Raw genomic sequence first — 23,233 nt, forward strand, 5'->3', positions numbered from 1 at the left:
TCAAAATAAAAATGAGTATGCTATACTAATAAGATAACTTTTTCTAACATGAAAGGAATTACAGCATGAACAAAAACAAAGAACAATGGTCGACAAAGCTCGGCTTTATCCTATCTTCTGCTGGAGCGGCAGTCGGTCTTGGAGCAATCTGGAAATTTCCTTATATGACGGGAATGAATGGCGGGGGCGCCTTTTTTCTCCTGTTTATTGGCTTTACCATCATTCTTGGCCTTCCCCTTTTAATTGGAGAATTTATCATCGGAAGAGGGTCGCAAAAAGAAGCGGTCTCAGCTTACAAGACACTGGCACCAAAAACTCCTTGGTCATTTATTGGGCAGTGGGGCGTGGCGGGAGCATTCATTTTGATGGCATTTTACAGTGTCGTAGGAGGCTGGGTCCTTCTTTACAGTCTCATGTCTATACCTGGCCAAATCATTAAAGAAAATGCGATTTATCCCGAGCTATTTGAAATTATTACTGGCAGCCCGCTCGTGACGATTTTAGGTCTTGGATTATTTGTGCTCATTAATATTATTGTTGTATCTCTCGGAATTACAAATGGAATCGAGAAATCAAATAAGGTTCTAATGCCTTTACTTTTTATTTTCTTTGTAATTCTCGTGATTCGTTCCGTTACGTTTGAAGGAGCAATGGAAGGGATTCGCTTCTTCCTCCAGCCCGACTTTTCCAAGCTGAATGCAGAAAATGTCCTATATGCACTTGGGCAAGCATTCTTTTCCTTAGCAGTTGGAATCTCGGTAATGGTGACATATAGCTCTTACTTGAAAAAAGATGTCAGTTTACCGGCATCAGCTGGTTCGGTAAGTATTATGAATATTTTTGTTTCCCTACTCGCGGGATTAGCAATCTTTCCGGTTGTATTTGCCTTTGGTTTAGAGCCTGCAGAAGGTCCTGGACTACTGTTTATTGTACTTCCTGAAGTATTTGCACAAATGCCGTTCGGTGAATTGTTTTTAAGCTTATTTTTACTGTTGTTTTTATTCGCGGTACTGACATCGTCCTTCAGTATGCTGGAAATTATTACTGCAGCCTTTACAGAAAATAAACAGCGCTCAAGAAAGAAAGTTGCATTCATTGCCGGTTTACTCGTATTTCTAGCAGGCATTCCATCTGCACTATCCACCAATCTGCTTACGGATTTCACTTTATTCGGTTTAACCGTATTTGACGCAAGTGATTTCCTTGTAAGTAATATTATGCTGCCTGGTGGCTGTCTATTTATTTCATTGTTTATCGGCTTTAAATTGGATAAATCATTATTAAGGCAGGAATTTTCCTATGGAAACCAATTGCCAAATGGGTTGTTCCATATATGGTTTCAGATTATGCGCTGGTTAGTACCTGCTACAATTATTATTGTTTTTCTAAGCTCTTTAGGAATTTTATAATACGTAGGTTTTTTTCACGCAAGGAGAAACTGAAAAATTTCGCCCTGAGGAGTGACATACATGCCACCTAAAATTGTGATTGTCGGCGGTGTTGGCGGCGGAGCTACCGTCGCCGCCCAAATCCGCAGAAACGATAAAGATTCCGAAATCATCATCTTTGATAAAGGTGGATACATTTCTTTCGCAAACTGCGGTATCCCTTATTATCTTGGCGATGTGGTTCAACACAGAGAGGATCTTCTGTATCCTCCTGTAAAATTTATGAAAAAATACGATGTTTCAGTTCATACGAATACGGAAGTCATTTCGATATCGCGCTCTGGTAAAAATATAAAATATCGGAGAGATGGCAAAGTGCAGGAGGAGACCTATGATAAACTAATTCTTTCTCCTGGTGCCTCTGCAGTTGTTCCGGACTTAGAGGGAATTCGGAATAATCGAACCTTTACTGTGAAAACGATTGAGGATATGGATGCTATCCATACATTCATCCAACAACACACACCAAAAACAGCTGCTGTAGTTGGCGGAGGATTTATTGGCTTAGAAATGGTTGAAAACCTGCATGCTCTAGGATTAAATTGCACCATCATCGATCGTTCCTCACAAGTAAGCAAAATCGTTGATGATGATATGGCAGCAATAGTTGAAGAACATTTACAGGATAAAGGAATTGAGCTCATTTTAAATGACGGCTTAAAGAGCTTTAAAAATGATGGTAAGGCATTATTTTTAAATAGTGGGAAACAACTGGAAGCTGATATGACGATTCTCGCTATCGGGATAAAACCGAATACCGATTTAGCCATCAACGCGGCACTTGAATTAGGAAGTACTGGTGCCATTTCTGTAAATGAATATATGCAGACAACAGATCCTGATATTTATGCATTAGGAGATGTCGTTGAAACAAAAGACTTATTAACCGGGTCTCCAAGGCATATCGCACTCGCTTGGCTCGCGCATCGTCAGGCGGCTATTATTGCTGCGCATTTGGATGGAAAGCATATTCCAAATCGCGGCAATACAGGTTCTTCCATTATGAAGGTATTTGATTTAACAGTCGCTGCAACTGGGCATAACCGACAGAGCTTGCACCAGGAAGGAAAACAATTTGAGAGTGCAGTCCTTGCATCCATTTCTCATGCCAGCTACTATCCAGGTTCAAAGGAAATTTGGTTAAAACTTTTCTTCCATCCAGAAACAGGTCTTATCTATGGGGCCAATGTTGTAGGGTATGATGGTGTTGATAAACGGATGGCTGTTTTGGCTACTGCCATCAAAGGAAATTTAACTGTACGTGATCTTCCAGAGCTTGAGCTCGGATATGCACCACCTTATTCCAGCTCAAAGGATCCAATCAATATTATTGGCTATAAAGCAATCGATATGCTTAAAGAGTAAATCCCGGCTGACAGCCGGGATTTACTCTTTTAAATATTGTCTTCAAATTGGTATATAAGTTCGAAGCTCGCTTCATCCAATAACTCTGCAACATGGACACGCAAACCGTGACCGAAGATGACCTCATCCTCTGTCATCGCAACAATCATTGCTTTCGTATTATTGCGGGTATCAATATAAATATCTCCAACAGCAGGCTTTAATGTTTCATCATTTTCAGCAAGATAGCTTATCGACTCATCTTTCAGCTGCTGTTCTTCAGGCACAAGGTTTTTATCATAATATGCGATTTCTTGACTTGCATCCTGGCGGCCAGGAACCATGACAACATATTCATGATGCTTCACACCATTATCACGTGTTGTATTCACATTTCCGTTCTCAACACTTTCCACTTTTTCTATTTCATTCAATGAATAATGATCTAAAAAGTCTGGTGCAGGTTTAACGATTAAAATATAATCGCCTGGCTCTGGCTTCGCATATTGATCGATTGTGTAACGTTTGCCATAAAAGATAAATGTATCATTATGCTTCGGTCTATAGTAATCAATCTCACTTGCCTTTGTTAAAATCTGTTTCATATCCTTTAATCGATACAAGTGTACAGATTGTTTAAACATCGGCTTTACTGAATACACTTTATGGAGCTCGTTTTGATAAAACACAAACTGGCCTTTTCTTACTTGATAAAGCTTCATTCCGTTCCCTCCTAATTAAAACATTATTTTCATTATAACTAGTTTCTATCATAAAGTGAATCTTCATTCTATGTATTTCACATGATGATTTTTACCCAGCTTATTTTCACTAACATAGATAACATAGCTTGTGATTATTTTCCCTTATGCAGTCCATTTTTAAACATCTATTTTGACTGTTTGATTTTATTCTTATTTTTTATGAAACAAATCTTCTCCCTAATTCGTATAACCAATTAGAAACTAACATAGGAGATGTATTTATGACAGGAATATTAACAACTACGGTTCTTACTTTCATTCTTTATATCATAATTGCTGTTTACTTTATGATTAAAAATCAAAAGCAGCAGAAAAGGACAGCAAAAGCTGCTGGGATTACTTTTATCAGCCTTTTCATTATTACAGCAATCATTGTCTATATTTTCATGCCTGCCATTACCATTCCAAATATGACAATTGCAAACCTGATTGTCGCTTTCATTGGAACACTCGGTTTATATGGATTGACAATGAGCAAACCATTTTCAAAAGCAAGTCGCCCAATTGATGTGGTATCATCTGGAATTATTGTATTAGCAGTTATTGCAGTTCCGGCATTTTTTATCCTTGGCATTTCTGTTTTGGATAATAGCTATGAGTCCATTAAGAAAGAAGAAATGGAAGAAGCAAAACCACTCGATAAAGATGCAACACCAATTGTTGTATCACCAGAATCTGCACGCAACAAGGTACAAAAAGCAATGAGCGTTGTTCCAAACACACAGTTTTATGATTTAGGCAAATTACAAGTACAGATGGTAAACGACGATATCGTGTTCATTGCCCCAGTTGAATTTAGCGGTTTCTGGCGTTATTTCCGCGGTAAAGAAACAGAAGGTTATTTTACCATATCTGCGACAGATATCAATGCCCAGCCGAAATTTATCGAAAGTAAAATGAAATATACGAATTCGAGTTACTTCCAGCATAATATCCAGCGAACCATTTATGGAGCATACCCAAATTACATTCAAAGCGGCAATGCCCAAATCGAGGTAGATGAAGCAGGAAAGCCATGGTATGTTCAAACATTATATAAACCAATCAAATTCACAAATAAACCAAACATGTCCGAGCTGCATGTCGCAGTGGTTGACCCGGTAACGAGTGATGTATCGCTATACACGACAACAGATGCACCTGATTTTATTGATGGTTCCATCAGTTCCGAAATGGCTTCCGACCAAAATGATTACTTCGGGAAATATGTTCACGGCTGGCTGAACTCTATTTTTGGAAAACGAGATGTAAAAATACCAAATGAATCTGGTACGGAAAGTAATGTAACACCAATTTTTGATGAACAAGGAAACATGCATTATTTTACAGATATGTCCTCTCCTAAGGAGAATATTGATTCTGCTTTAGGCTACACATTGATCAATGCTCGCACAGGTGAATTAGTGTATTATAATGGCGCGAAAAATAACGGAATTATGGATAGTAAAGGTGCTAGAGAAATTGTTGATAAAGAATTCCCAGAGAAAAACTGGAAAGGTTCCATGCCGATTTTATATAATATCGACGGAAACCCAACTTGGGTAGTCAATGTACTGGACCCGAATGGTTTGTTTAAACAATATGCCTATATTAAAGCTGCAGATTCCGATTTTGTTGTTTTTGGGGATACTGCAAAACAGACTCTGGATGCTTATCGGATTGCGCTTGCACAAGACCCTAGTAATGTAGAATCCACCGGTGAATCTGCCGGGCTTGAAAGCGTCAGCGGGGAAATTGAACGTGTTGTGATTACTACCCAATCAACTGGACAATTGATTCAATTTTTATTAACGGATGACAAAACTATTTACACAATGAGCTCGACCAAGGCTCCTTTGGCAGTCTTTTTACAGCAAGGTGATCTTGTAGAGTTAAAAGCAAATAAATTGGATAACGGTACTGCCATCGTCGAAGCTATTGAAATCGATGGCCTGCAATAGACAAACAGGGTGACCCGGCTTTTTCCGGGTACACCCTGTTTTTTTCATATATTTCTTGAACTTATTGATTCTCCATTTCTTCAATTAACATGGAAAGCTCTTCCCAGCGTTCCAGTTTCTTTTCCAGTGCTGCTTCTGTTTCTTGCTGCTCTCCATACAGCTTCTGTACCTGTTCCGAATCACTTCCGGCATCAATAATAGCTTGCTGCAATGCTTCTGCCTTTTCTTCCAGCTCCATGATCTGATCTTCAATTTGCTCCCATTCCCGTTGATCATTATAGGAAAGCTTTTTCTTTTGCTTTTTCGGTTTTTCAATTGTTTTTTCAGCCTTATGCGGTGTGCTTGTCTCCAATTGACGTTGTTCTAAATAGGCACTGTAATTCCCTTGAAAAAGTTCTGTCCTTCCCTGCCCTGTAAAGACAAGCAGTCGTTCGGTAACACGATCCAAAAAATAGCGATCATGGGATACGGTAATGACGACACCAGGAAAATGATCTAAGTATTCTTCCAAAACACTAAGTGTCTGTGTATCTAAATCATTTGTCGGCTCGTCTAAAAAGAGTACATTCGGCTCTGTCATAAGCACTTTCAATAAATAAAGTCTGCGTTTTTCCCCACCAGATAATTTCCGAATGTAATTGTACTGCTCTGCCCGGGAAAATAAGAAGCGTTCCAGCATTTGCTCAGCTGTTATTATTTGGCCGTCCTTTGTATGAATGACTTCTGCAATCTCTTTAATGTAATCAATCATTCTTTGGTTTCCATCCAGTTCCTCATCCCCCTGCGTATAGTAGCCAATTTTAACGGTCTCGCCTATTTCAATTTCACCTTCATCCGGCTCGACTCGATTTGCCATTATATTGAGCAATGTAGACTTTCCAGAACCATTTGCACCGATAATACCGAGACGCTCCCCTGGCACTACGAGATAGCTGAAATCACGCAAAAGTGTTTTACCATCATAGGCCTTCCCAATAGATTTCAGCTCGATTACCTTTTTACCTAATCTCGAAGAACCTACTTGAAACGCTAAATGATCCTTTTTCGTATCAAACGTTTCCTTTTTCATTTCTTCGACCCTTTCGGTTCGTGCCTTTTGTTTCGTTGACCTTGCCTTCGCTCCCCGTTTTAGCCATTCTAATTCGCGTCGCAATGTATTCTGATGCTTCTGCTCATTGCTTATTTCAAGTGCTTCTCGCTCCGCTTTTTTCCCCAGAAACATTTCATAGTTTCCTTCGTATATATACAAATTCCCTTTATCCAGCTCATAAATCCGATTTGTTACCCGATTTAGGAAATATCGATCATGCGTTACAAGGAGCAAGGAGCCTTTATAGGATTGCAAATACTTTTCAAGCCATTCTACCGTTTCATTATCCAAATGGTTAGTTGGCTCATCAAGTATTAATAAGTCAGCCGGCTGAATAAGTGCCTTTGCAATAGCAACACGCTTTTGTTGTCCACCCGAAAGCTCGGTTACTTTTTTGCCAAAATCCGTTATTCCAAGCTTCGTTAATATTGTTTTAGCTGCCGTGTTCGCTTCCCATGCTTCTGCTTCATCCATTTTCTGCTGCATCCTTAGCAATTCCTGTTGATAGCTGTTATTATCCGCATCTTTCTGCAGCTTCATTAATGCTGCTTCATATGCACGCATCAGCTTCATAATAGAAGACCCACCATAATATATCTGCTCTATCACGGTCAAATTTGGATCAAGGATTGGATCCTGCGCTAAGTACTCAATCCTGTAATCTTTTGCATGTTTCAAATTCCCTTTTTCCGGAGATTCTATCCCAGCAATCACTTTCAAAAAGCTTGATTTTCCTGTTCCATTGACACCAATCAATCCAATTCGCTCATTATCAGCAATTGTACAGCTGATGTCATCAAAAAGAACTTTATCACCATAAGATTTATGTAAATTTTCTATAATAAGCATTATTTAACCTTCCTCACGCTTTTTTCAATTATAACTCGCGTTATGTTACATGTTATTTTCTTTTCCGTATCAACTGCTTTATCCATGCTTTCACAATAATAACGATTAAAAATAAAAGCCATGATGTGACTAAATAAAAAATAAGCTTTGCCCCTTCATTCATTTCCGAAAAGAAGGTGGCCATCCCTATCCAGATGGCGCCAATCATCACGAGCTGTCCAAGTAATAGTTTAATAATAATCTCCCCCGAATTTCTTTACTAGCCTATATAATAGTTTAGCGTACTGGCGCTTAATTTTCCATTTAATCTAAATAAAATAGGAAAGGAAATTGGGTTTTACACCAATTTCCTCATTCCATTTTTTCATATTCAGTAACCATCTGTTCATAATCCATAGCTCCATATATACGTTGCCTGATAATTCCGCCCGAATCAATCAGATAGGTTGTAGGGATTGGGCTTATTCTGTATAACTGCGATACCTGTCCTTCCTCATCCATTAGAATCGGAAATGTTAGTCCATATGTCGCAATGAATTCATCGACTGTCTTTTGATTCATTTCCATATTTGTTATATTAACAGCAAGTACTATGACATCTTTGTCCTTATAAAACCGGTCGATATCAGGCATTTCCTCACGGCATGGAGGACACCAGGTCGCCCAGAAATTAAGCAGTACACGTTTTCCTTTAAAGTCAGATAGTTGAACCATCTCACCATCATTTGTCATCAATTTAAAGTCAGGTGCCTTCTGACCAGATTCTGTCCCAACATTATCGGCTGCAGCCAACCCTGCAATTGAAAAAAAAACCCCAATAGACAGCAGTGCCGAAATGATTCTTTTCATCTTTTTACCACCACCTATAAATAGTCAACTTAGCTTTCCTCTGTTAGCTATTTTACATGCATACTTATCGATAATTTTCATTGATTTGATATATAATACATTTATAGTAATGAATACGAAACGTGTTATTTTAGGGAAGGGGAGAACACATGGAGCTGCAAAAAGGAAAATCAAATTGTATTACAGACGTAGAAGGTGTTAAAGTCGGACATGTAACACTTTACGAAAAAATTAATGATCAGGATACGATATGCACTGGAGTGACAGCTATTCTCCCGCATTCAGGCAATTTATTTCAGAAAAAAACACATGCTGCAAATGCAGTGATTAATGGTTTCGGAAAAACAACTGGCCTCACGCAACTTGATGAGCTTGGTTTACTGGAATCACCCATCATGCTAACCAATACCCTCAGTGTTGGTGCCGTCATGCAAGGAACCTTGCAATATATGCTTGAGCAAAACGAAGATATTGGTGTAAGCACCGGGACAATTAACCTTGTTGTCGGCGAATGTAATGATGGTTACTTGAATTCCATTCGGCTGCAAGCAGTAAAAGCCGAACATGCCATCGAAGCCATTAAAAAGGCGAGCACAGAACCTGTACAAGAAGGTGCTGTTGGCGCTGGTAAAGGCATGGCATGCTTTGAATATAAAGGCGGAATCGGTACCGCTTCTCGTATCATTTCAGCAGATGATGTCCATTACACCATCGGTTGTCTAGTATTAAGTAATTTCGGCAAGCGGGAGCAAGCACTGTTTGCAAATTGGAATAAAGCCAATCTGGATACTCCTGACGGCTCCATTATGATTATAATTGCCACAGATGCACCACTTTATGATCGACAATTAAAGCGTCTAGCCAGCCGTTCAGCAATTGGACTTGGCCGAACTGGCAGCACCATTGACCATGGAAGCGGCGATATCGCCATTGCTTTTTCCACGGCAGCAACATATGAACACAACTCAAATCATACTACTGAATCAATGTCCTTTATTCGCGATGACCATCCAGTAATGGGACAGCTTTTCCAAGGAGTTATCGAGGCAACAGAAGAAGCAATTATAAGATCTCTAAAACACGCGGAAACCACTGTGGGGAGAAGAGGCAGGAAACTCAAAAAAGCACCATTGTAGAATTGGAGGAGTGCAGTTTGCTCTCCTCCTTTTACATTGCTTAACACACTATAAAATTTGAACACATCAGTAACTTAGCTACCTTAACAGTCATATCCACAAAGCACTAAAACCGTAGCGAGATTTTCCTTATCCATATGTCGCTTCCACTTTTGTGCTTTTACTTCGACTTCTTCAAAAATGATTTTGGCACATCTGCTTGGAACAGGAGTAATTTTCCAGTTACTGGATGCTGAAAAGATAATACCTTCGCATGAAGTCCTAACCTTCCAATCACATTCTGTTTAGATCCATATTTTTTATCGCCAACAATTGGGTGTCCTAGGTCCTCCATATGGACACGTATTTGATTTTTGCGCCCTGTCTCTAATTTGATCTCAAGCAGAGAAAAATCCTCATTGGATTGCATTACTTTATAACGTGTTATCGCAAGCTGCCCATCATTTTTAATCGAACTGGAATAGACTCTATGTGCCTTGCTTTCCTTAAGCCATGATGAAATATACCCGTCCTGCTTCGTTACTTTCCCTTCAACTAACGCAACATACGTACGTTCCTTGACCACTTCTTTCCAATTATTTTGTAAGGTTTGCTTCACTTCTTTATGCTTAGCAAACAGCATCACACCGGATGTATCTTTATCTAAACGGTGCACAACAAATATTCGATTATCTGGATCTTCCTGTCTTACATATTCCATCAACTGATAATAAGCTGTCTGTTTTTTTTCTTTTTCTGTTGCAATCGCAAGCAGTCCTGCTTCCTTATTGATAACAATAACGTCCTCATCTTCATACAGAATAGACATACCTATTAATACATTCTGTTTAATAGCTGCCTTATTTTTCAGTACTGTAACCTTTTGTCCAGGGTGAAGCTTATAATTGTACTTTGTTTCAATATGATCATCAACTGTTACTTGACCACGAGCAAGTATCGATTTAACAGAATTGCGACTGCGATTTGCCATAGCTTGTATTAAAAAGATCAATAACTCACTTTCTTCTTCCACGTTAAATTGAATTGACTTAGATTGCTGTTTGTTTTTTGAATGATACTTATTAGCCATATGATAAAACTCCTCTATATAAAAAAGTGTTAAGTATATGCTACCCTTATTTTAATAAGTCTAGCATATACTTAACACTAGTTAAAAATTGTCTTTTTTTAATTTTAATCTTCATCTTTCACATCAATATCCTCTGGTATTGGTTCATTTAAATAATCTTGAATCATTTTTTTGTATTTTTCTACTTGCTCAAAATATGTTGTAAACTGTTCTTTATTAATCAAATACTGCTCTCCATCATGAATTGCACGTATACGTCCTTGCATGACCAGCGCTGTGACGCTCGCGGCATTCATCGATATATACTCCGCAGTTTCTTCAATTGTGATGTACATAAATTCACACGCCTAGCACATCACGAAATTCTGGAGTTTTTTCGATCTTATTTTTTGCATAGGGACATAATGGTGTTATCTTTCTATTTTTTTCACGGGCAAATAAAACGACCTGCTCTACTAATTCTCCAGCAATACCTTGACCACGTAATTCATCTGATACATATGTATGATCAATTACAATTTTTGTGTCTCCGATTTGTATAAACGTAATTTCTGCAAGTGGTTCTTTTATATTATCCCCTACATAAAATTTATTTTCGCCTTTATTAATAGTAGTCATTTTTATCCTCCTCAAATTTACGTCTACCAACTTCTATTATACCTTATTTGTCAAACGATTGTGATGGAAATAATATTATCCTATTAAATCCCTTGATGGAGAAAAGAAAAAAATCCTTTACATTCACTTTACAATAAATTAACAATGTATTGCTATACTAAAATAGCTGCAGTACAAAAGACCTATTCATATTTGTTAAAATTAAGGAGGCATCAATTTTGTGAAACGGCTTTACGATCTATTACTCACTAAAACAAATTTACATGCTAGACTAAGTATATTGTTTCTGTCCCTAATCTTTATATCCGTCACTGCAGTAAATGTGACCTCATACATGCAAGCGAAGCAGATGACAATAAATACGATTGAGGATCGATTAGTCCGCGAAGCTCAATTAATTGGTTACATAGCAGCAAACCTCCACTTTCTCTATGTGAGTGATGAGAATTATTTTATGCAGCAATTGAACTCAAATATTCGTACACAACAGAGCCAATTAGAAGCTGATGGAATGAAATCGGATTTCTTTTATATTGCTGATAATAGTGTAACCCCTTTTCCAGTCAGTACAGATTCATTACCTGACATACCCGATTCTTTAATTCAAACTATTACGGAATCACAGGAAGGGCAGCTTAAGCGTGTCATTGATGGCGAGGAGTACACGGTAACATACCAGCAAATGGATGAAATTAACGGTACCTATGTATTGCTTGTCCCAACAAAATCATTTATGGGACCTGTTAACAGTATGGGGGTTGTATCCATTATCATTACCGCTACAAGTATTATTCTTTCTACCATTTTAATTATCCTGTTCGTTCGTACATTAACCAAACCACTTTCTGTACTTCGGGACACAATGAAAGAAGTCCGTAACGGAAACCTTCAGCATTCGGTAACGTTGAAAACAACAATACCAGAATTTGTATCTTTACATAGAAGCTATGATTCCATGATTCACCAAATGACGACCATGTTTAACGAGTTAAAGAAAACAGCCGTTGAATTATCCCATACAGGAAAGACCTTGGAGCATTCTTCTGATGATGCACTGCAATTCAGCCATGATTTAACAGAGTCGATTAATGTTGTTAAATTGGGTGCAGAGCAAACTGCAAATAGTTCAGAGAGCAGTGTTGCAAGCTTTATTACGATGAAAAATAAAACAGAAGATATCATTGCAAATATGGATATGGTATTCAGTAATTCCGAACGTATGGGAAATACAGCAATTACTGGGGAAAAGCATATATCACGATTGATTAATAGTACACAAGCCTTTGAAAATGACTTTGAGCATTTAACAAAAACAATTAAGCAAGTAAATGACTACTCCATGTCTATTTCAAATTTAGTAGGACTTATTCAAGGGATTGCAGAACAAACAAAGCTATTAGCACTTAATGCTGCTATTGAAGCCGCTCGTGCTGGTGAATCTGGCAGAGGCTTTTCCGTTGTCGCCAATGAAGTTGGGAAGCTTGCAGAACAATCTTCCTCCACAGCTGCAAAAATTACTCAATCCATTAGCAATATGGAGAATATCACGTCCAATGCTACAGATGAATTTGAGCAAATGTTAAAGAAAATAGGTTTAAATATTACGGCAGCAAGCGATGCAAAGTTTTCATTGGATAATCTTATGAAGGAAATAGCAGAAGTTGGAAATAAACTCCAGGATATGAACGCAGAGCTAAAAAGCTTGAAAAATGAAATTCCTGCTTTAGAATACGCGGCGGATGAATTTGCTTCTGTTTCTCAAGAGACCTTAGCAAGTGCTGAAGAAATGCGCGTTAAAAGTGAACAGCAATACGAACAAATGCAGCGCACACACGAAGTGGGACTAACAATTTCCGGATTGTCTAAATCGCTAGCACATGTTACAACTCAATTTGAAATAGACCAACCTACTTAATGAACAAAAAATGGAGAAGGTTCATTATTACACTACACTCTAAGTCAATCCATCTATGCCAAGAACCCAGTTTTCACATGGGTTCTTGGCTGTTTTTTGCAAAATTAACTTTAAAAATCATAGAGAATGGTGTGCTTATACTTTTTTACAAATTTAATGCTGGGTGGATTTTACTTCTTCACCCATTGATTTGCCACCTGCTCCTATTCAAATCTCCAACAATATCGGGACAATCATCGGCTCCTTTCTCGTATGTTCTTTAATATATTTTGCTATGGCCCTTTTTAACTGTTTTTTCATGATATTCCATGAATATCTATTTGCTTCATGCAGATCATGGATTGTTTCTAGCGTTATTTGATTCATGTTCTTTCGAAGTTCAGGGAAATTATGATCGACAAAACCACGAGAAATAATTTCGGGTTCTGCTATGACCTTTTCTTCTTGTTTATTCATCGGAATAACAATCATGAGCATTCCATCCTCTGAAATTTTCTTGCGGTCACGTAATACAAATTCCATATCCCCTACATCGACTCCGTCAACATAAGTATTCCCACTCGCTAAGCTTCTAGTACAACGGGCAATAGTATTTTCAATATCTACAACATCACCATTTTTTAAGATAAATGTATTTTCTTTATCTACACCTACAGATTCTGCGAGCATTCGGTGATGATGCAGCATTCGATATTCACCATGGATCGGTATAAAATATTTTGGCTTCATGAGGGTAAGCATAAGCCTTAAGTCTTCTTGATAACCATGCCCTGAAACATGCATGCCTGAACTGCTTCCTGACCCATAAATGACATGAGCTCCAAGTTTGTATAAGTTGTCTACAATACGCGTTACATTTCTTTCATTCCCAGGTATTGGACCAGCTGCAAGGATAACCGTATCCTCCGATAATATCTCGGCATCTCTAAAATTTCCAGTAGATAGCCGGCTAAGGGCAGCCATTGGCTCTCCTTGGCTGCCAGTGCATAAAATTGTCAGCCTTTCAGGAGGTAATTCATTGATATCACGTGCTTCGATTAACATGTCTTTAGAGATGAATAAGTAGCCTCGTTCCATTGCTATCTTTACCACATTCACCATAGAACGACCAAGTAAGACTAGTTTTCGCTCACATTTCTCGGCAGCATTTACTACCTGCTGGATACGGCTAACATTGGAAGCGAAAGTAGATACAATAATTTTTCGTTCTGCTTTTCTAAAAATTGCTTCCAAATTTTCGCCTACCATTTGTTCTGATGGAGTATAACCTGGACGTTCTGCATTGGTACTTTCGGATAATAGCAGCATTACCCCTTTGTTGCCAATTTCAGCCATTTTGTGAATATCTGGTCGCTCATTATTAGCTGGGGTCAAGTCAAACTTAAAATCACCCGTATGTACAATCGTCCCTTCTGGAGTGCTGAATACAATTCCTAAACAATCCGGAATACTATGGTTTACTTTAAAAAAGCTAATACTCATTTCACCAATTTCGATGTTTGACTCTGAGTTGATCTCAATAAGTTCGCTTTCTCGCAAAGATCGATTTTCTTTTAACTTGAGTTCGATGAGACCTAGTGTAAACCGTGTCGCATACACCGGTACATTCAATTTTTTTAAGAAGAAAGGGATCCCCCCAATATGATCCTCATGGCCATGGGTGACAATTATAGCACGCACTCTTTCTATGTTTTCAACGAGATAAGAAATATCAGGGATTATTAAATCAATTCCTAATAAACTCTCATCAGGAAACTTGTTTCCACAGTCGATAATCACGATATCGTTCCCACATTCGATAGCATACATATTTTTCCCAATCTCATTTAAGCCACCAAGGGCAAAGATTGATACGATATTATCCTTTGTTGGCATAGTAACCCTCCCGCTTTCATTTAATTTAGTATGCCCGCGGGAGTTTCTTTTTATCAGTGAAATACCCTGGCGAGATAAAAATACCTTGTTATCCGAAAGTTTATACTCCTATCTGTAATGAAAAGAGTGATAGCTTCGCCCATTGCGAAACCTATCACTCTTTCATCATACTTAATAGCTATTTAGAACTAAAACAGACTTTCTCCTATATTATTGTACTTCCATTCGTAAGTCGCCAGTTTTTGCCCAACCAATCATTTTTAAACCGTGATAGGCGGAAAGAGAGATAACGATTGGCAGCAATACACCAACTACAAGATACATCATCAAAGTGCCCAGTCCTTGATTCGCTATAATATTTAATGGAGCGATAAACGAATTTAGCCCAAGCCCAGCAAGCTGATATGGAACCTGGAAATCAAATAAAATAATAGCGATTGGTGCACATATGATTGATGATAGAAATGGTCCAATTACTAAACGCGGGTTTTTCACGATATTCGGAACTTGTACCTTTGGTGTTAGGAATGACTGTGCAATGTTTGCTCCAAGTTCATTTTGTTTAAAGGACATTGCCGTAAAACCTGCAAATTGCGCAGTACAGCCAATTAAAGCAGCCGCACTAGAAACGGGGTCAAGTTGAAGTGCAATTGCGATAGCAGCAGAAGAAGCCGGCGACATAAGAAAAATACTCCATATTAATGCAATGACCATCGAACCCATCAACGGGGAGCCTCCTACCGATGCAGCAATCTTTTCACTTAGCCATACAAGAACAGGTGTCGTAATCCATGCAAGGAATACACCTGACACGCCTCCAATCATAATTGCACTAAACGGAATAGCTAGCATATCAAGCTTCGTCTTTCCAGTTACTCTTCTACCAACCCAAGTTGCAATAACTGCTGCCAAAACAGCACTTACCGGCTGCCCAGTTGTCAGTATCCAACTACCATCAGCGGTAAGCTGCAGGGCGTTTGCGCCAACTGTACTGCTTGCCATTGCACTAAAGATCACTAACGTATTTCCGCCTAACTGATATGCAATTCCAGCTCCGATAGCCGGTGCAAGCATTAACTGGGCAGCTGTACCAATTGTTGTAAAGCCTCCCCAACCAGTAATGGTTCCAAAAGCTTCAACTAATAGGCCAATTCCTAGTGTTACCAATACGGCATTTGCTAGACCAACAGAAGCCTTGTACATGCGATCGATAATATATTTCTTAGTTGATTGTTTCATGATGTATATCCCCCTGTATTTATAAAGTTGATGAATCGGTGGACAATTCCGACATTTTAAAGAGTGCTTTATTATTTATTTAGTGTCTTTGTGAATTGTCTAATCCAGCTGTCCAAACCTTCATTTAACGAAAGCTAAATCCTATAAATTAATAGAAATGATTTGCTCTCTTTTGTTGTCTTAATAACCTCTTTTCTCTCATAATAAATTGTTACTATCATATTATTTTTTCTACTTAGAGTCAAAAGTAATTTTATTCTGAATAGAAAATCATTAAATACGCAACGTTATATAATCTACATTTAAATTCGTTATTTTTGTGACAACGCTATCATCGTGATTGTTTTTGAACGTTTTTGATGTTATTATACTGATTAGGAGGGGCGATATGTTAACCGAAGAACGTCATGCATTCATATTAAATAAATTAAAACAGACAAATATCGTTAAAACGCAAGATTTAATGAACGCACTTCACAGTTCAGAATCTACAATAAGAAGAGATCTCCAGCATTTAGAACAAGCTGGCGAATTAACCCGGATCCATGGAGGTGCCAAACGCATCTATCAATTGGATAGTGAACAATCCATTCAGGAAAAATCCGTCAAAAACAATCAAGAAAAGACTGCAATTGCTAAATTGGCTGCTTCATTTATTAAAGATAATGATGTCATTTATTTAGATGCTGGCACCACAACATTAGCTATGATTGAATTCATCAATCAGTGGAATATTACTGTAGTAACAAACGGAATTGTACATGCATCCCTGCTTACAGATAAAGAAATCCATACCATTTTACTTGGTGGCAAAGTAAAACCATCTACAAAGGCAATTGTTGGGATGACTAGCCAAAATGAACTCCAAAAATACCAATTCAATAAATCCTTTCTTGGAATGAATGGAATCGATGCAACATTTGGCTGCACAACACCTGACCCCGAAGAAGCCGTATTAAAAACAATTGCACACCAGCATTCAGCGGCAGCTTATGTTCTTGCAGATTATTCAAAGTGGGACAAAGTCCACTTCGTAAACGTTTGCGGAATCGAAGAGGTGACGTTGATTACGGATTCCTGCCATGAGGATATTTCACCCTATAAAAGGAAAACAACGATTTGGGAGGCAAAGCAATGATTTACACAATTACCTTAAATCCATCTATTGACTATGTTGTACATGTAAAGCAGATGGAATTGGGAAAACTGAATAAAATGAGCAGCGACCTAAAACTTCCAGGGGGCAAAGGGATAAATGTATCCCGGATTTTACAGGAACTTAATGTGAATTCAACTGCCCTTGGCTTCCTGGGGGGCTTTACCGGAGATTTTATCTCCAATTGGTTACAAAAAGACAATATTTTCTCAGATTTTATCCGAATTCATGATGATACAAGAATTAATATTAAGCTAAAGTCAGAGCTTGAAACTGAAATTAATGGACAAGGACCTGTCATTTCATCTGTAGAGGCGGATGCTCTCCTAAAGCAAATTGCCAATATATCCAGTGAAGACAGTGTTATTCTATCGGGAAGTAAACCACCTTCTCTCCCAGATAATTACTACCATATATTAATTGATGTCATTACAAAATCAAATGCATCGTTTATTATCGACACGACCGGTGGAGACTTAAAAGCTGCATTGCCTTATAATCCTTTACTCGTAAAACCAAATCTCGAGGAATTAGAGGAGCTATTCGGAACTAAAATGAACACGAAGGAAAAAATCCTGCAATATGGCGAGAATTTGCTTGAGCTTGGAGCACAGCACGCAATTGTTTCCATGGCTGGTGAAGGTGCATTTATGTTTACAAAAGAAGGAACATACAGAGGAATAAGCCCCAAAGGTGTGCTTAAAAATTCTGTAGGTGCAGGGGACTCCATGATTGCCGGATTTGTTGGCGAGTATATCAAGACAAAGGATGCAAGACGAGCATTTAAAATGGGAATAGCCTCTGGCAGCGCAACAGCCTTTTCTGATGATCTAGCGACACGTAATGACATCCTCGCTTTAGTTGATCAAGCAGAAGTTTCCCTTGTGTAAAAATTTTAATAAAGGATGATAACCTTGAAAACAACCGAATTATTAAGAAAAGATATAATGATTATGGACTTGCGGGAAACAACCAAAGAGGCAGCAATTGACGAAATGATTCGTAGCCTCCATAAAAATGGCGTAGTCCAGGATGCAGAGCAATTTAAAGAAGCTATATTAAATCGAGAAGCACAATCTTCGACAGGACTTGGTGATGGCATTGCAATGCCACACGCCAAAACAAAAGCAGTAAATGAACCTGCAGTGCTTTTCGCTAAGAGTACAAAAGGTGTTGAATATGAGTCGCTAGATGGTCAGCCTGCATATTTATTTTTTATGATTGCTGTTCCAGAAGGTGCCAATGATACACACCTGCAAACACTTGCATCACTTTCGAAATTATTAATCGATCCGGACTTTGTGCAGCAACTAAAGCAAGCAAACTCACCAGATGAGGTTCATCAACTTTTTAATCAATCAGAGGAAGATGATCATGATGCTGAATCAACATCTGATTCAGCTGTTGATAAAGATTCGGGTAAACCATTCATTGTGGCTGTTACCGCCTGCCCGACCGGAATCGCTCATACGTATATGGCAGAAGATGCTTTAAAGAAAAAAGCAGCTGAAATGAATGTCGACATTCGCGTAGAAACAAATGGCTCGGATGGAGCGAAGAATCGATTAACAGATGAAGAGATCGAACGAGCAGAAGCTGTTATTGTAGCAGCAAGCAAGAAAGTCGAAATGGCTCGTTTCAACGGCAAGCGTGTATTGGAAAGGCCTGTAGCAGACGGTATTAAAAAAACGGAAGAGCTCATTACCAAAGCAGTAAATCATGATGCAGCCGTTTATCAAGCAAAAGATTCTGATGTTAGTTCCGATAACGAAGAAAAGCAAAAATCATCCATACTAAACACTGTATATAAAGACTTAATGAATGGAATATCGCATATGCTGCCATTTGTTATTGGTGGAGGTATCCTATTAGCGATTTCCTTCCTAATTGAAAGTATTTCAGGCAGTGACAGTGAAATTTTCCTTTTCCTGTATGAAGTTGGCGACAATGCATTCAACTTCTTGATCCCTATCTTTGCTGGATTTATTGCAATGAGTATCGCAGATCGCCCTGGATTAATGCCCGGTATGGTTGGTGGACTAATTGCTTTTCAAAGTGAAGCTGGATTTATCGGCGGTTTAGTTGCTGGTTTCTTAGCTGGATATATCGTCATACTATTAAAAAGAGGTTTACGTGGCTTGCCACAAGCACTGGACGGCCTGAAGCCAATCCTGCTCTATCCCGTTTTAGGTCTATTTTTCACTGGTCTTCTTATGTATTTTGTGTTCGGTCCAATTTTTGCCGGTGTTAACCATGTAATGGTCGATTTCCTCCAAAACCTTGGAACAGGAAATGCGGTTATTCTTGGAGCTTTACTAGGTGGAATGATGGCCATTGATATGGGTGGACCATTTAATAAAGCTGCATACGCCTTTTCAATTGGAATTTTCACAGATACTGGTGATGGTAGCCTGATGGCAGCAGTTATGGCCGGAGGAATGGTTCCACCACTTGCCATTGCACTTGCTTCCACATTCTTTAAAAACAAGTTCAATGAAAATGAACGCAAGTCGGGTATAACGAATTATGTGATGGGAATTTCCTTTATTACAGAAGGTGCAATCCCATTCGCTGCTGCAGATCCATTACGGGTGATAGGCTCTTCCGTGCTTGGTGCAGCAATCGCTGGTGGTTTAACACAATTCTGGAATAGTGCTATCCCAGCACCACATGGTGGAATTTTCGTTATTCCTTTAGCAGAGAATGCTGTATTCTTCCTGCTCTCTCTAGCTATTGGTATGGTCGTGTCAGCAGTTGTGCTTGGTTTATGGAAAAAGCCAGTTTTTGATCAAAAAAAATAAATTACAATAAAAAACCGCATCCACTTTTTTAAGGATGCGGTTTTTTTGCGAGTTAATATTTAAATAGCATCGTTATAATCTGGTATCCTGCACCAATAGTCCAGAATAATAAATAATCTCCACGTTTAATTTTTCCAGATTTAATTCCTTCATGCAAAACGATAAACGGACTGCTTGTGCCTGTATAACCAAATCGATCGCCTACATAAACAATTTGCTTATTATCAATATTGAATCTTTCCTGGATTTCTTTTATTGTTGCAAGCGAAAATTGAGAGAAGCAATAGGTGTCGATATCCGCTTTCGTTAGATTATTTCTTTCAAAGATTGTTTCAAACGATTCCATAACATGGTTCATACTCTCACTTCCATCAAAAGGAATCCATTTTATATATTTTCCTGATGCCTCTCCTCGCAGCGTATTCGCCAATCCCTGTTCTGGATAGACGATATTATTTCTGCTTTTCGAATCTACTGCATAAACCGAATCAATAAAGCCTGCATCTTCTTGTGTCGTCTCTAAAATGACCGCTGCTGCAGCATCGCCATAGTTCGAATATGTAATTTCATCTTCTGGATCGCAGAGAAGCGAGTTATAATCAGATCCAACAATGAGGGCTGTTTTTACATTTGGATTTGCTTTCATATAGCGTGACGCCTGTTCAACTGCTACGGTCATCCCTGCACAGTTTGCATTCGAGTCCATCACAATTGTGTGCTTATCTCCTTCAATCGCATTGTGCAGAAACATTGCATTTGTCGGAAATGTGTACTCTGGTGTTTGTGTAGAAAAGACAAGCATATCAATATCTTTCCCCATCATTTCCGCTTTTCCCAGTACCGTTTTAGCTGCTTCAACTGCCATTGTAAGTGCATTTTCATCCTTATTTTTATTGATATAGCGATCTTTTCTTCCCATATGTTGGACAAATCGGCTGATATCTTTTCCTTGCTTTTGAAAATGATCGATGTAAAAGTCATTGTTCACGGATGTTTTCGGGTGGTAAATCCCTACTTCTTTAATTTTGATATTCATAAGATGTAATAAACCCCTTCTATTCCAAATACGATTCTTGACTGTTCAACTTAAAAGAACAAGATTCTAATTAAATCTTGTTCTTCTCGTCATTCCATTCAATTTATAATGATGTAACTTCTACGTTTGTTAATCCTGTGTTTCTTGCAAGTCGGCTGAATTGCATTTTTAGAACAGCATTATCCTGTACTTTGAAAATTACCTTATGAAATCCAGATTCTTTGTATAAACCAAAGCATGCTTCTAAATGAGGAACCATGTCTGTCGAAACAACCTGCATGGATGTACAATCAAATTCTAGCGTGTATTCTGCTGGGTTGATCGAATTTACAGCTTTATGATAATCCTGTACAAAGCTTTGCGCATCTTCCGGTACAAATGTACCACTAACCATACAATCTATTATTTTTTTTGCCGGATTTAATCTTACATAATATTTCTCTTCCAATTCCAAAACTCCTACCTTTATTAACTTAATCGGCCATTTGACAGATGAGGAAAATTTTACTATCTGCAAAAGACGACAAGAAATAGTATAGCAAAAAGAGGGTATATTGTCACCTTTCAACATATTTATGAAGTTCTAATTAACTATCCTTTTATACCTATATTATATGATTAGTGAATCACCAGGTTATTCCTCATCGCTAGAACGTTATAAAAATCCCCAGCTGCCTAAAAGCAATTCGATCGCTTTTGATAACTTTTCTTCAGGTATTCCTGCAAAACCGAGAATTATTTTCGGGTCACCACTATATCGCTTCTCCATCGAATAAGAGGATAATCCATATACTTTCAGATTTGCTTTCCTTGCTCGATGGACAAGCTCTTCTTCATCCATGCCATTTTTCACTGCGAGTACGATATGAAGCCCGGAATGTTCCCCAATAACTTGTAATTCCTCTTGGTAAGGCTTTAACATCTCCAATGTTTTTTCCAATTTTCGCCGGTATATTTTTCGCATGCGATTTAAATGCTTTTCGAAATCCCCATTTTTCATAAATTGGGTTAATATATGCTGATCAATTCTGGAAACCGAACAATGATAAAACGACAACTTATTTTTATATTTTCTTAATAATGGCTTAGGGAGTACCATATAGCTAATCCGAAGCGAAGGAATCAATGATTTGGAAAAGCTTCCTAAATAGATTACCTTTCCCGCCTGGTCCATTCCCTGTAACGCAGGGATTGATTTCCCACTGTAACGAAACTCACTGTCATAATCATCTTCAATAATATAGCGATTTTCCTCTGCTGACGCCCAATTTAACAGCTTAACCCTACGATTTACGGACAATACAGATCCATAAGGAAAATGATGTGAAGGCGTTACATACACAACATTCATTTGCTTATTTTCTACTGCATCTACATCCACTCCATCTTCATCAACCTCAAGTGGATTCACTTCATTTGGATAGTTGCTTAATATTCGTGAGATTACATGATACCCAGGGTCTTCAACTCCATACACTGTTTTTTGATCAAATAATAGAATGAGCTGTTGCAATAAAAATTCGCTTCCTGCACCAATAAAGATTTCCTCTGGGGAGCACTTTACACCTCGTGCATGATATAAATAGTGAGCAATTTCTCTGCGCAATTCATATTCCCCTTGCGAATCGCCTAGTAATAACAAGGAATGATACTGTTTATCCATCGAGTTTTTTGCATATTTTCTCCACTTCGCAAACGGAAAATTTTCCGTGTCCACCCAGCTTGGATGAAAATTGTAAAGTACGGTTTCTTCAGCTCTTTCACCTTGCTCTGTTGAGGATTCTGCCTGCTGAACATATTCTAAATCAGCGTACGCTAATACAAAATATCCTTTCCTGGGTATTCCATCCACATATCCTTCCGCCACTAATTGGTCATAGGCGGTTTCAACTGTATTTTGGCTAACCTTCAGAAATTCGGAAAGCTTCCGTTTCGAAGGCAGTTTACTCCCATATTCTAAGCGTCCATCAACAATTTCAGTTTTGATAAATATATATAACTGTTCATATAAAGGAATATCGCTTGATCGATTTAAATGACAAGATAACATGTCCATATTTCTACGCTCCTTTTTCTGACCCTATCAATTTTATAAAAACTGACA

19 protein-coding genes are annotated in these 23,233 nt (G+C 38.3%); 8 read left to right on the top strand and 11 right to left on the bottom strand.

Annotation, left to right across the window (positions count from 1 at the left end; translation table 11 throughout):
• The first annotated feature begins 65 nt into the window (after positions 1–65).
• Together NSQ77_RS04870 and NSQ77_RS04875 are read left to right on the top strand one after the other, a co-directional pair.
• Positions 66–1,409, top strand: coding sequence for a sodium-dependent transporter (locus NSQ77_RS04870; RefSeq protein WP_339229191.1), 1,344 nt, complete (start codon positions 66–68; stop codon positions 1,407–1,409).
• 60 nt (positions 1,410–1,469) lie between these two features.
• Positions 1,470–2,813 (top strand): CoA-disulfide reductase, encoded by a 1,344-nt coding sequence (locus NSQ77_RS04875; RefSeq protein ID WP_339229193.1) that lies wholly within the window; start codon positions 1,470–1,472, stop codon positions 2,811–2,813.
• Between the two features lie 29 nt (positions 2,814–2,842).
• On the opposite strand, the gene NSQ77_RS04880 is transcribed toward NSQ77_RS04875, so the two are convergent.
• Positions 2,843–3,514: a hypothetical protein gene (locus NSQ77_RS04880; RefSeq protein ID WP_339229195.1), complete on the bottom strand. Its 672-nt coding sequence runs from the start codon at positions 3,512–3,514 to the stop codon at positions 2,843–2,845.
• A 263-nt stretch (positions 3,515–3,777) separates the two neighbouring features.
• Here NSQ77_RS04880 and NSQ77_RS04885 point away from each other — a divergent pair, with 263 nt between their 5' ends.
• A complete protein-coding gene (locus NSQ77_RS04885) occupies positions 3,778–5,496 on the top strand; it encodes a DNA-binding protein (protein ID WP_339229197.1) in 1,719 nt (572 codons plus the stop codon).
• Between the two features lie 61 nt (positions 5,497–5,557).
• Here NSQ77_RS04885 and NSQ77_RS04890 read toward each other — a convergent pair whose 3' ends face one another.
• Complete coding sequence (locus tag NSQ77_RS04890) at positions 5,558–7,435, bottom strand: ABC-F family ATP-binding cassette domain-containing protein (RefSeq protein ID WP_339229199.1); 1,878 nt, start codon at positions 7,433–7,435, stop codon at positions 5,558–5,560.
• Positions 7,436–7,786: 351 nt separating this feature from the next.
• Positions 7,787–8,284, bottom strand: coding sequence for a redoxin domain-containing protein (locus tag NSQ77_RS04895; RefSeq protein WP_339229201.1), 498 nt, complete (start codon positions 8,282–8,284; stop codon positions 7,787–7,789).
• Positions 8,285–8,433: 149 nt separating this feature from the next.
• On the opposite strand from NSQ77_RS04895, the gene NSQ77_RS04900 reads away from it, so the two are divergent.
• On the top strand, positions 8,434–9,420 hold the full coding sequence (locus NSQ77_RS04900) for a P1 family peptidase (protein WP_339229203.1): 987 nt from the start codon (positions 8,434–8,436) through the stop codon (positions 9,418–9,420).
• Positions 9,421–9,580: 160 nt separating this feature from the next.
• On the opposite strand, the gene NSQ77_RS04905 is transcribed toward NSQ77_RS04900, so the two are convergent.
• The 3 genes from NSQ77_RS04905 to NSQ77_RS04915 form a co-directional block, all read right to left on the bottom strand.
• Complete coding sequence (locus tag NSQ77_RS04905; RefSeq protein ID WP_339229204.1) at positions 9,581–10,489, bottom strand: RluA family pseudouridine synthase; 909 nt, start codon at positions 10,487–10,489, stop codon at positions 9,581–9,583.
• A 104-nt stretch (positions 10,490–10,593) separates the two neighbouring features.
• On the bottom strand, positions 10,594–10,824 hold the full coding sequence (locus NSQ77_RS04910) for an excisionase family DNA-binding protein (RefSeq protein WP_339229206.1): 231 nt from the start codon (positions 10,822–10,824) through the stop codon (positions 10,594–10,596).
• Positions 10,825–10,828: 4 nt separating this feature from the next.
• On the bottom strand, positions 10,829–11,107 hold the full coding sequence (locus NSQ77_RS04915) for a GNAT family N-acetyltransferase (RefSeq protein ID WP_339229208.1): 279 nt from the start codon (positions 11,105–11,107) through the stop codon (positions 10,829–10,831).
• Between the two features lie 220 nt (positions 11,108–11,327).
• Here NSQ77_RS04915 and NSQ77_RS04920 point away from each other — a divergent pair, with 220 nt between their 5' ends.
• Positions 11,328–13,022, top strand: coding sequence for a methyl-accepting chemotaxis protein (locus NSQ77_RS04920; protein WP_339229210.1), 1,695 nt, complete (start codon positions 11,328–11,330; stop codon positions 13,020–13,022).
• A 207-nt stretch (positions 13,023–13,229) separates the two neighbouring features.
• On the opposite strand, the gene NSQ77_RS04925 is transcribed toward NSQ77_RS04920, so the two are convergent.
• Positions 13,230–14,897: a ribonuclease J gene (locus tag NSQ77_RS04925; protein WP_339229212.1), complete on the bottom strand. Its 1,668-nt coding sequence runs from the start codon at positions 14,895–14,897 to the stop codon at positions 13,230–13,232.
• Between the two features lie 210 nt (positions 14,898–15,107).
• Complete coding sequence (locus tag NSQ77_RS04930; protein ID WP_339229213.1) at positions 15,108–16,136, bottom strand: PTS sugar transporter subunit IIC; 1,029 nt, start codon at positions 16,134–16,136, stop codon at positions 15,108–15,110.
• Positions 16,137–16,524: 388 nt separating this feature from the next.
• On the opposite strand from NSQ77_RS04930, the gene NSQ77_RS04935 reads away from it, so the two are divergent.
• The 3 genes from NSQ77_RS04935 to NSQ77_RS04945 are packed head-to-tail and all read left to right on the top strand — an operon-like array spanning position 16,525 to position 20,093.
• The gene (locus NSQ77_RS04935; RefSeq protein ID WP_339229215.1) at positions 16,525–17,274 is read left to right on the top strand and encodes a DeoR/GlpR family DNA-binding transcription regulator; all 750 of its coding nucleotides are present in this window, start codon (positions 16,525–16,527) and stop codon (positions 17,272–17,274) included.
• Positions 17,271–18,182, top strand: a complete 912-nt coding sequence (gene pfkB, locus NSQ77_RS04940; RefSeq protein ID WP_339229217.1) for a 1-phosphofructokinase — start codon at positions 17,271–17,273, stop codon at positions 18,180–18,182. The genes NSQ77_RS04935 and pfkB overlap by 4 nt, the downstream gene beginning before the upstream one ends.
• A gap of 24 nt (positions 18,183–18,206) precedes the next feature.
• A complete protein-coding gene (locus NSQ77_RS04945; protein ID WP_339229219.1) occupies positions 18,207–20,093 on the top strand; it encodes a fructose-specific PTS transporter subunit EIIC in 1,887 nt (628 codons plus the stop codon).
• 52 nt (positions 20,094–20,145) lie between these two features.
• Here the strand turns inward: NSQ77_RS04945 and NSQ77_RS04950 are convergent, their stop codons facing one another.
• The 3 genes from NSQ77_RS04950 to NSQ77_RS04960 all read right to left on the bottom strand — a co-directional run bounded on the left by NSQ77_RS04950 (position 20,146) and on the right by NSQ77_RS04960 (position 23,185).
• Positions 20,146–21,129 carry a ketoacyl-ACP synthase III gene (locus tag NSQ77_RS04950; RefSeq protein ID WP_339229220.1) on the bottom strand — a complete coding sequence of 328 codons (984 nt, stop codon included), beginning with the start codon at positions 21,127–21,129 and terminating at the stop codon, positions 20,146–20,148.
• 103 nt (positions 21,130–21,232) lie between these two features.
• On the bottom strand, positions 21,233–21,577 hold the full coding sequence (locus NSQ77_RS04955) for a hypothetical protein (RefSeq protein WP_339229221.1): 345 nt from the start codon (positions 21,575–21,577) through the stop codon (positions 21,233–21,235).
• 207 nt (positions 21,578–21,784) lie between these two features.
• Positions 21,785–23,185: a PLP-dependent aminotransferase family protein gene (locus NSQ77_RS04960; protein ID WP_339229222.1), complete on the bottom strand. Its 1,401-nt coding sequence runs from the start codon at positions 23,183–23,185 to the stop codon at positions 21,785–21,787.
• Positions 23,186–23,233 lie beyond the last annotated feature (48 nt).

This window comes from Oceanobacillus sp. FSL K6-2867, assembly GCF_037963145.1.
GTDB lineage: Bacteria > Bacillota > Bacilli > Bacillales > Amphibacillaceae > Oceanobacillus.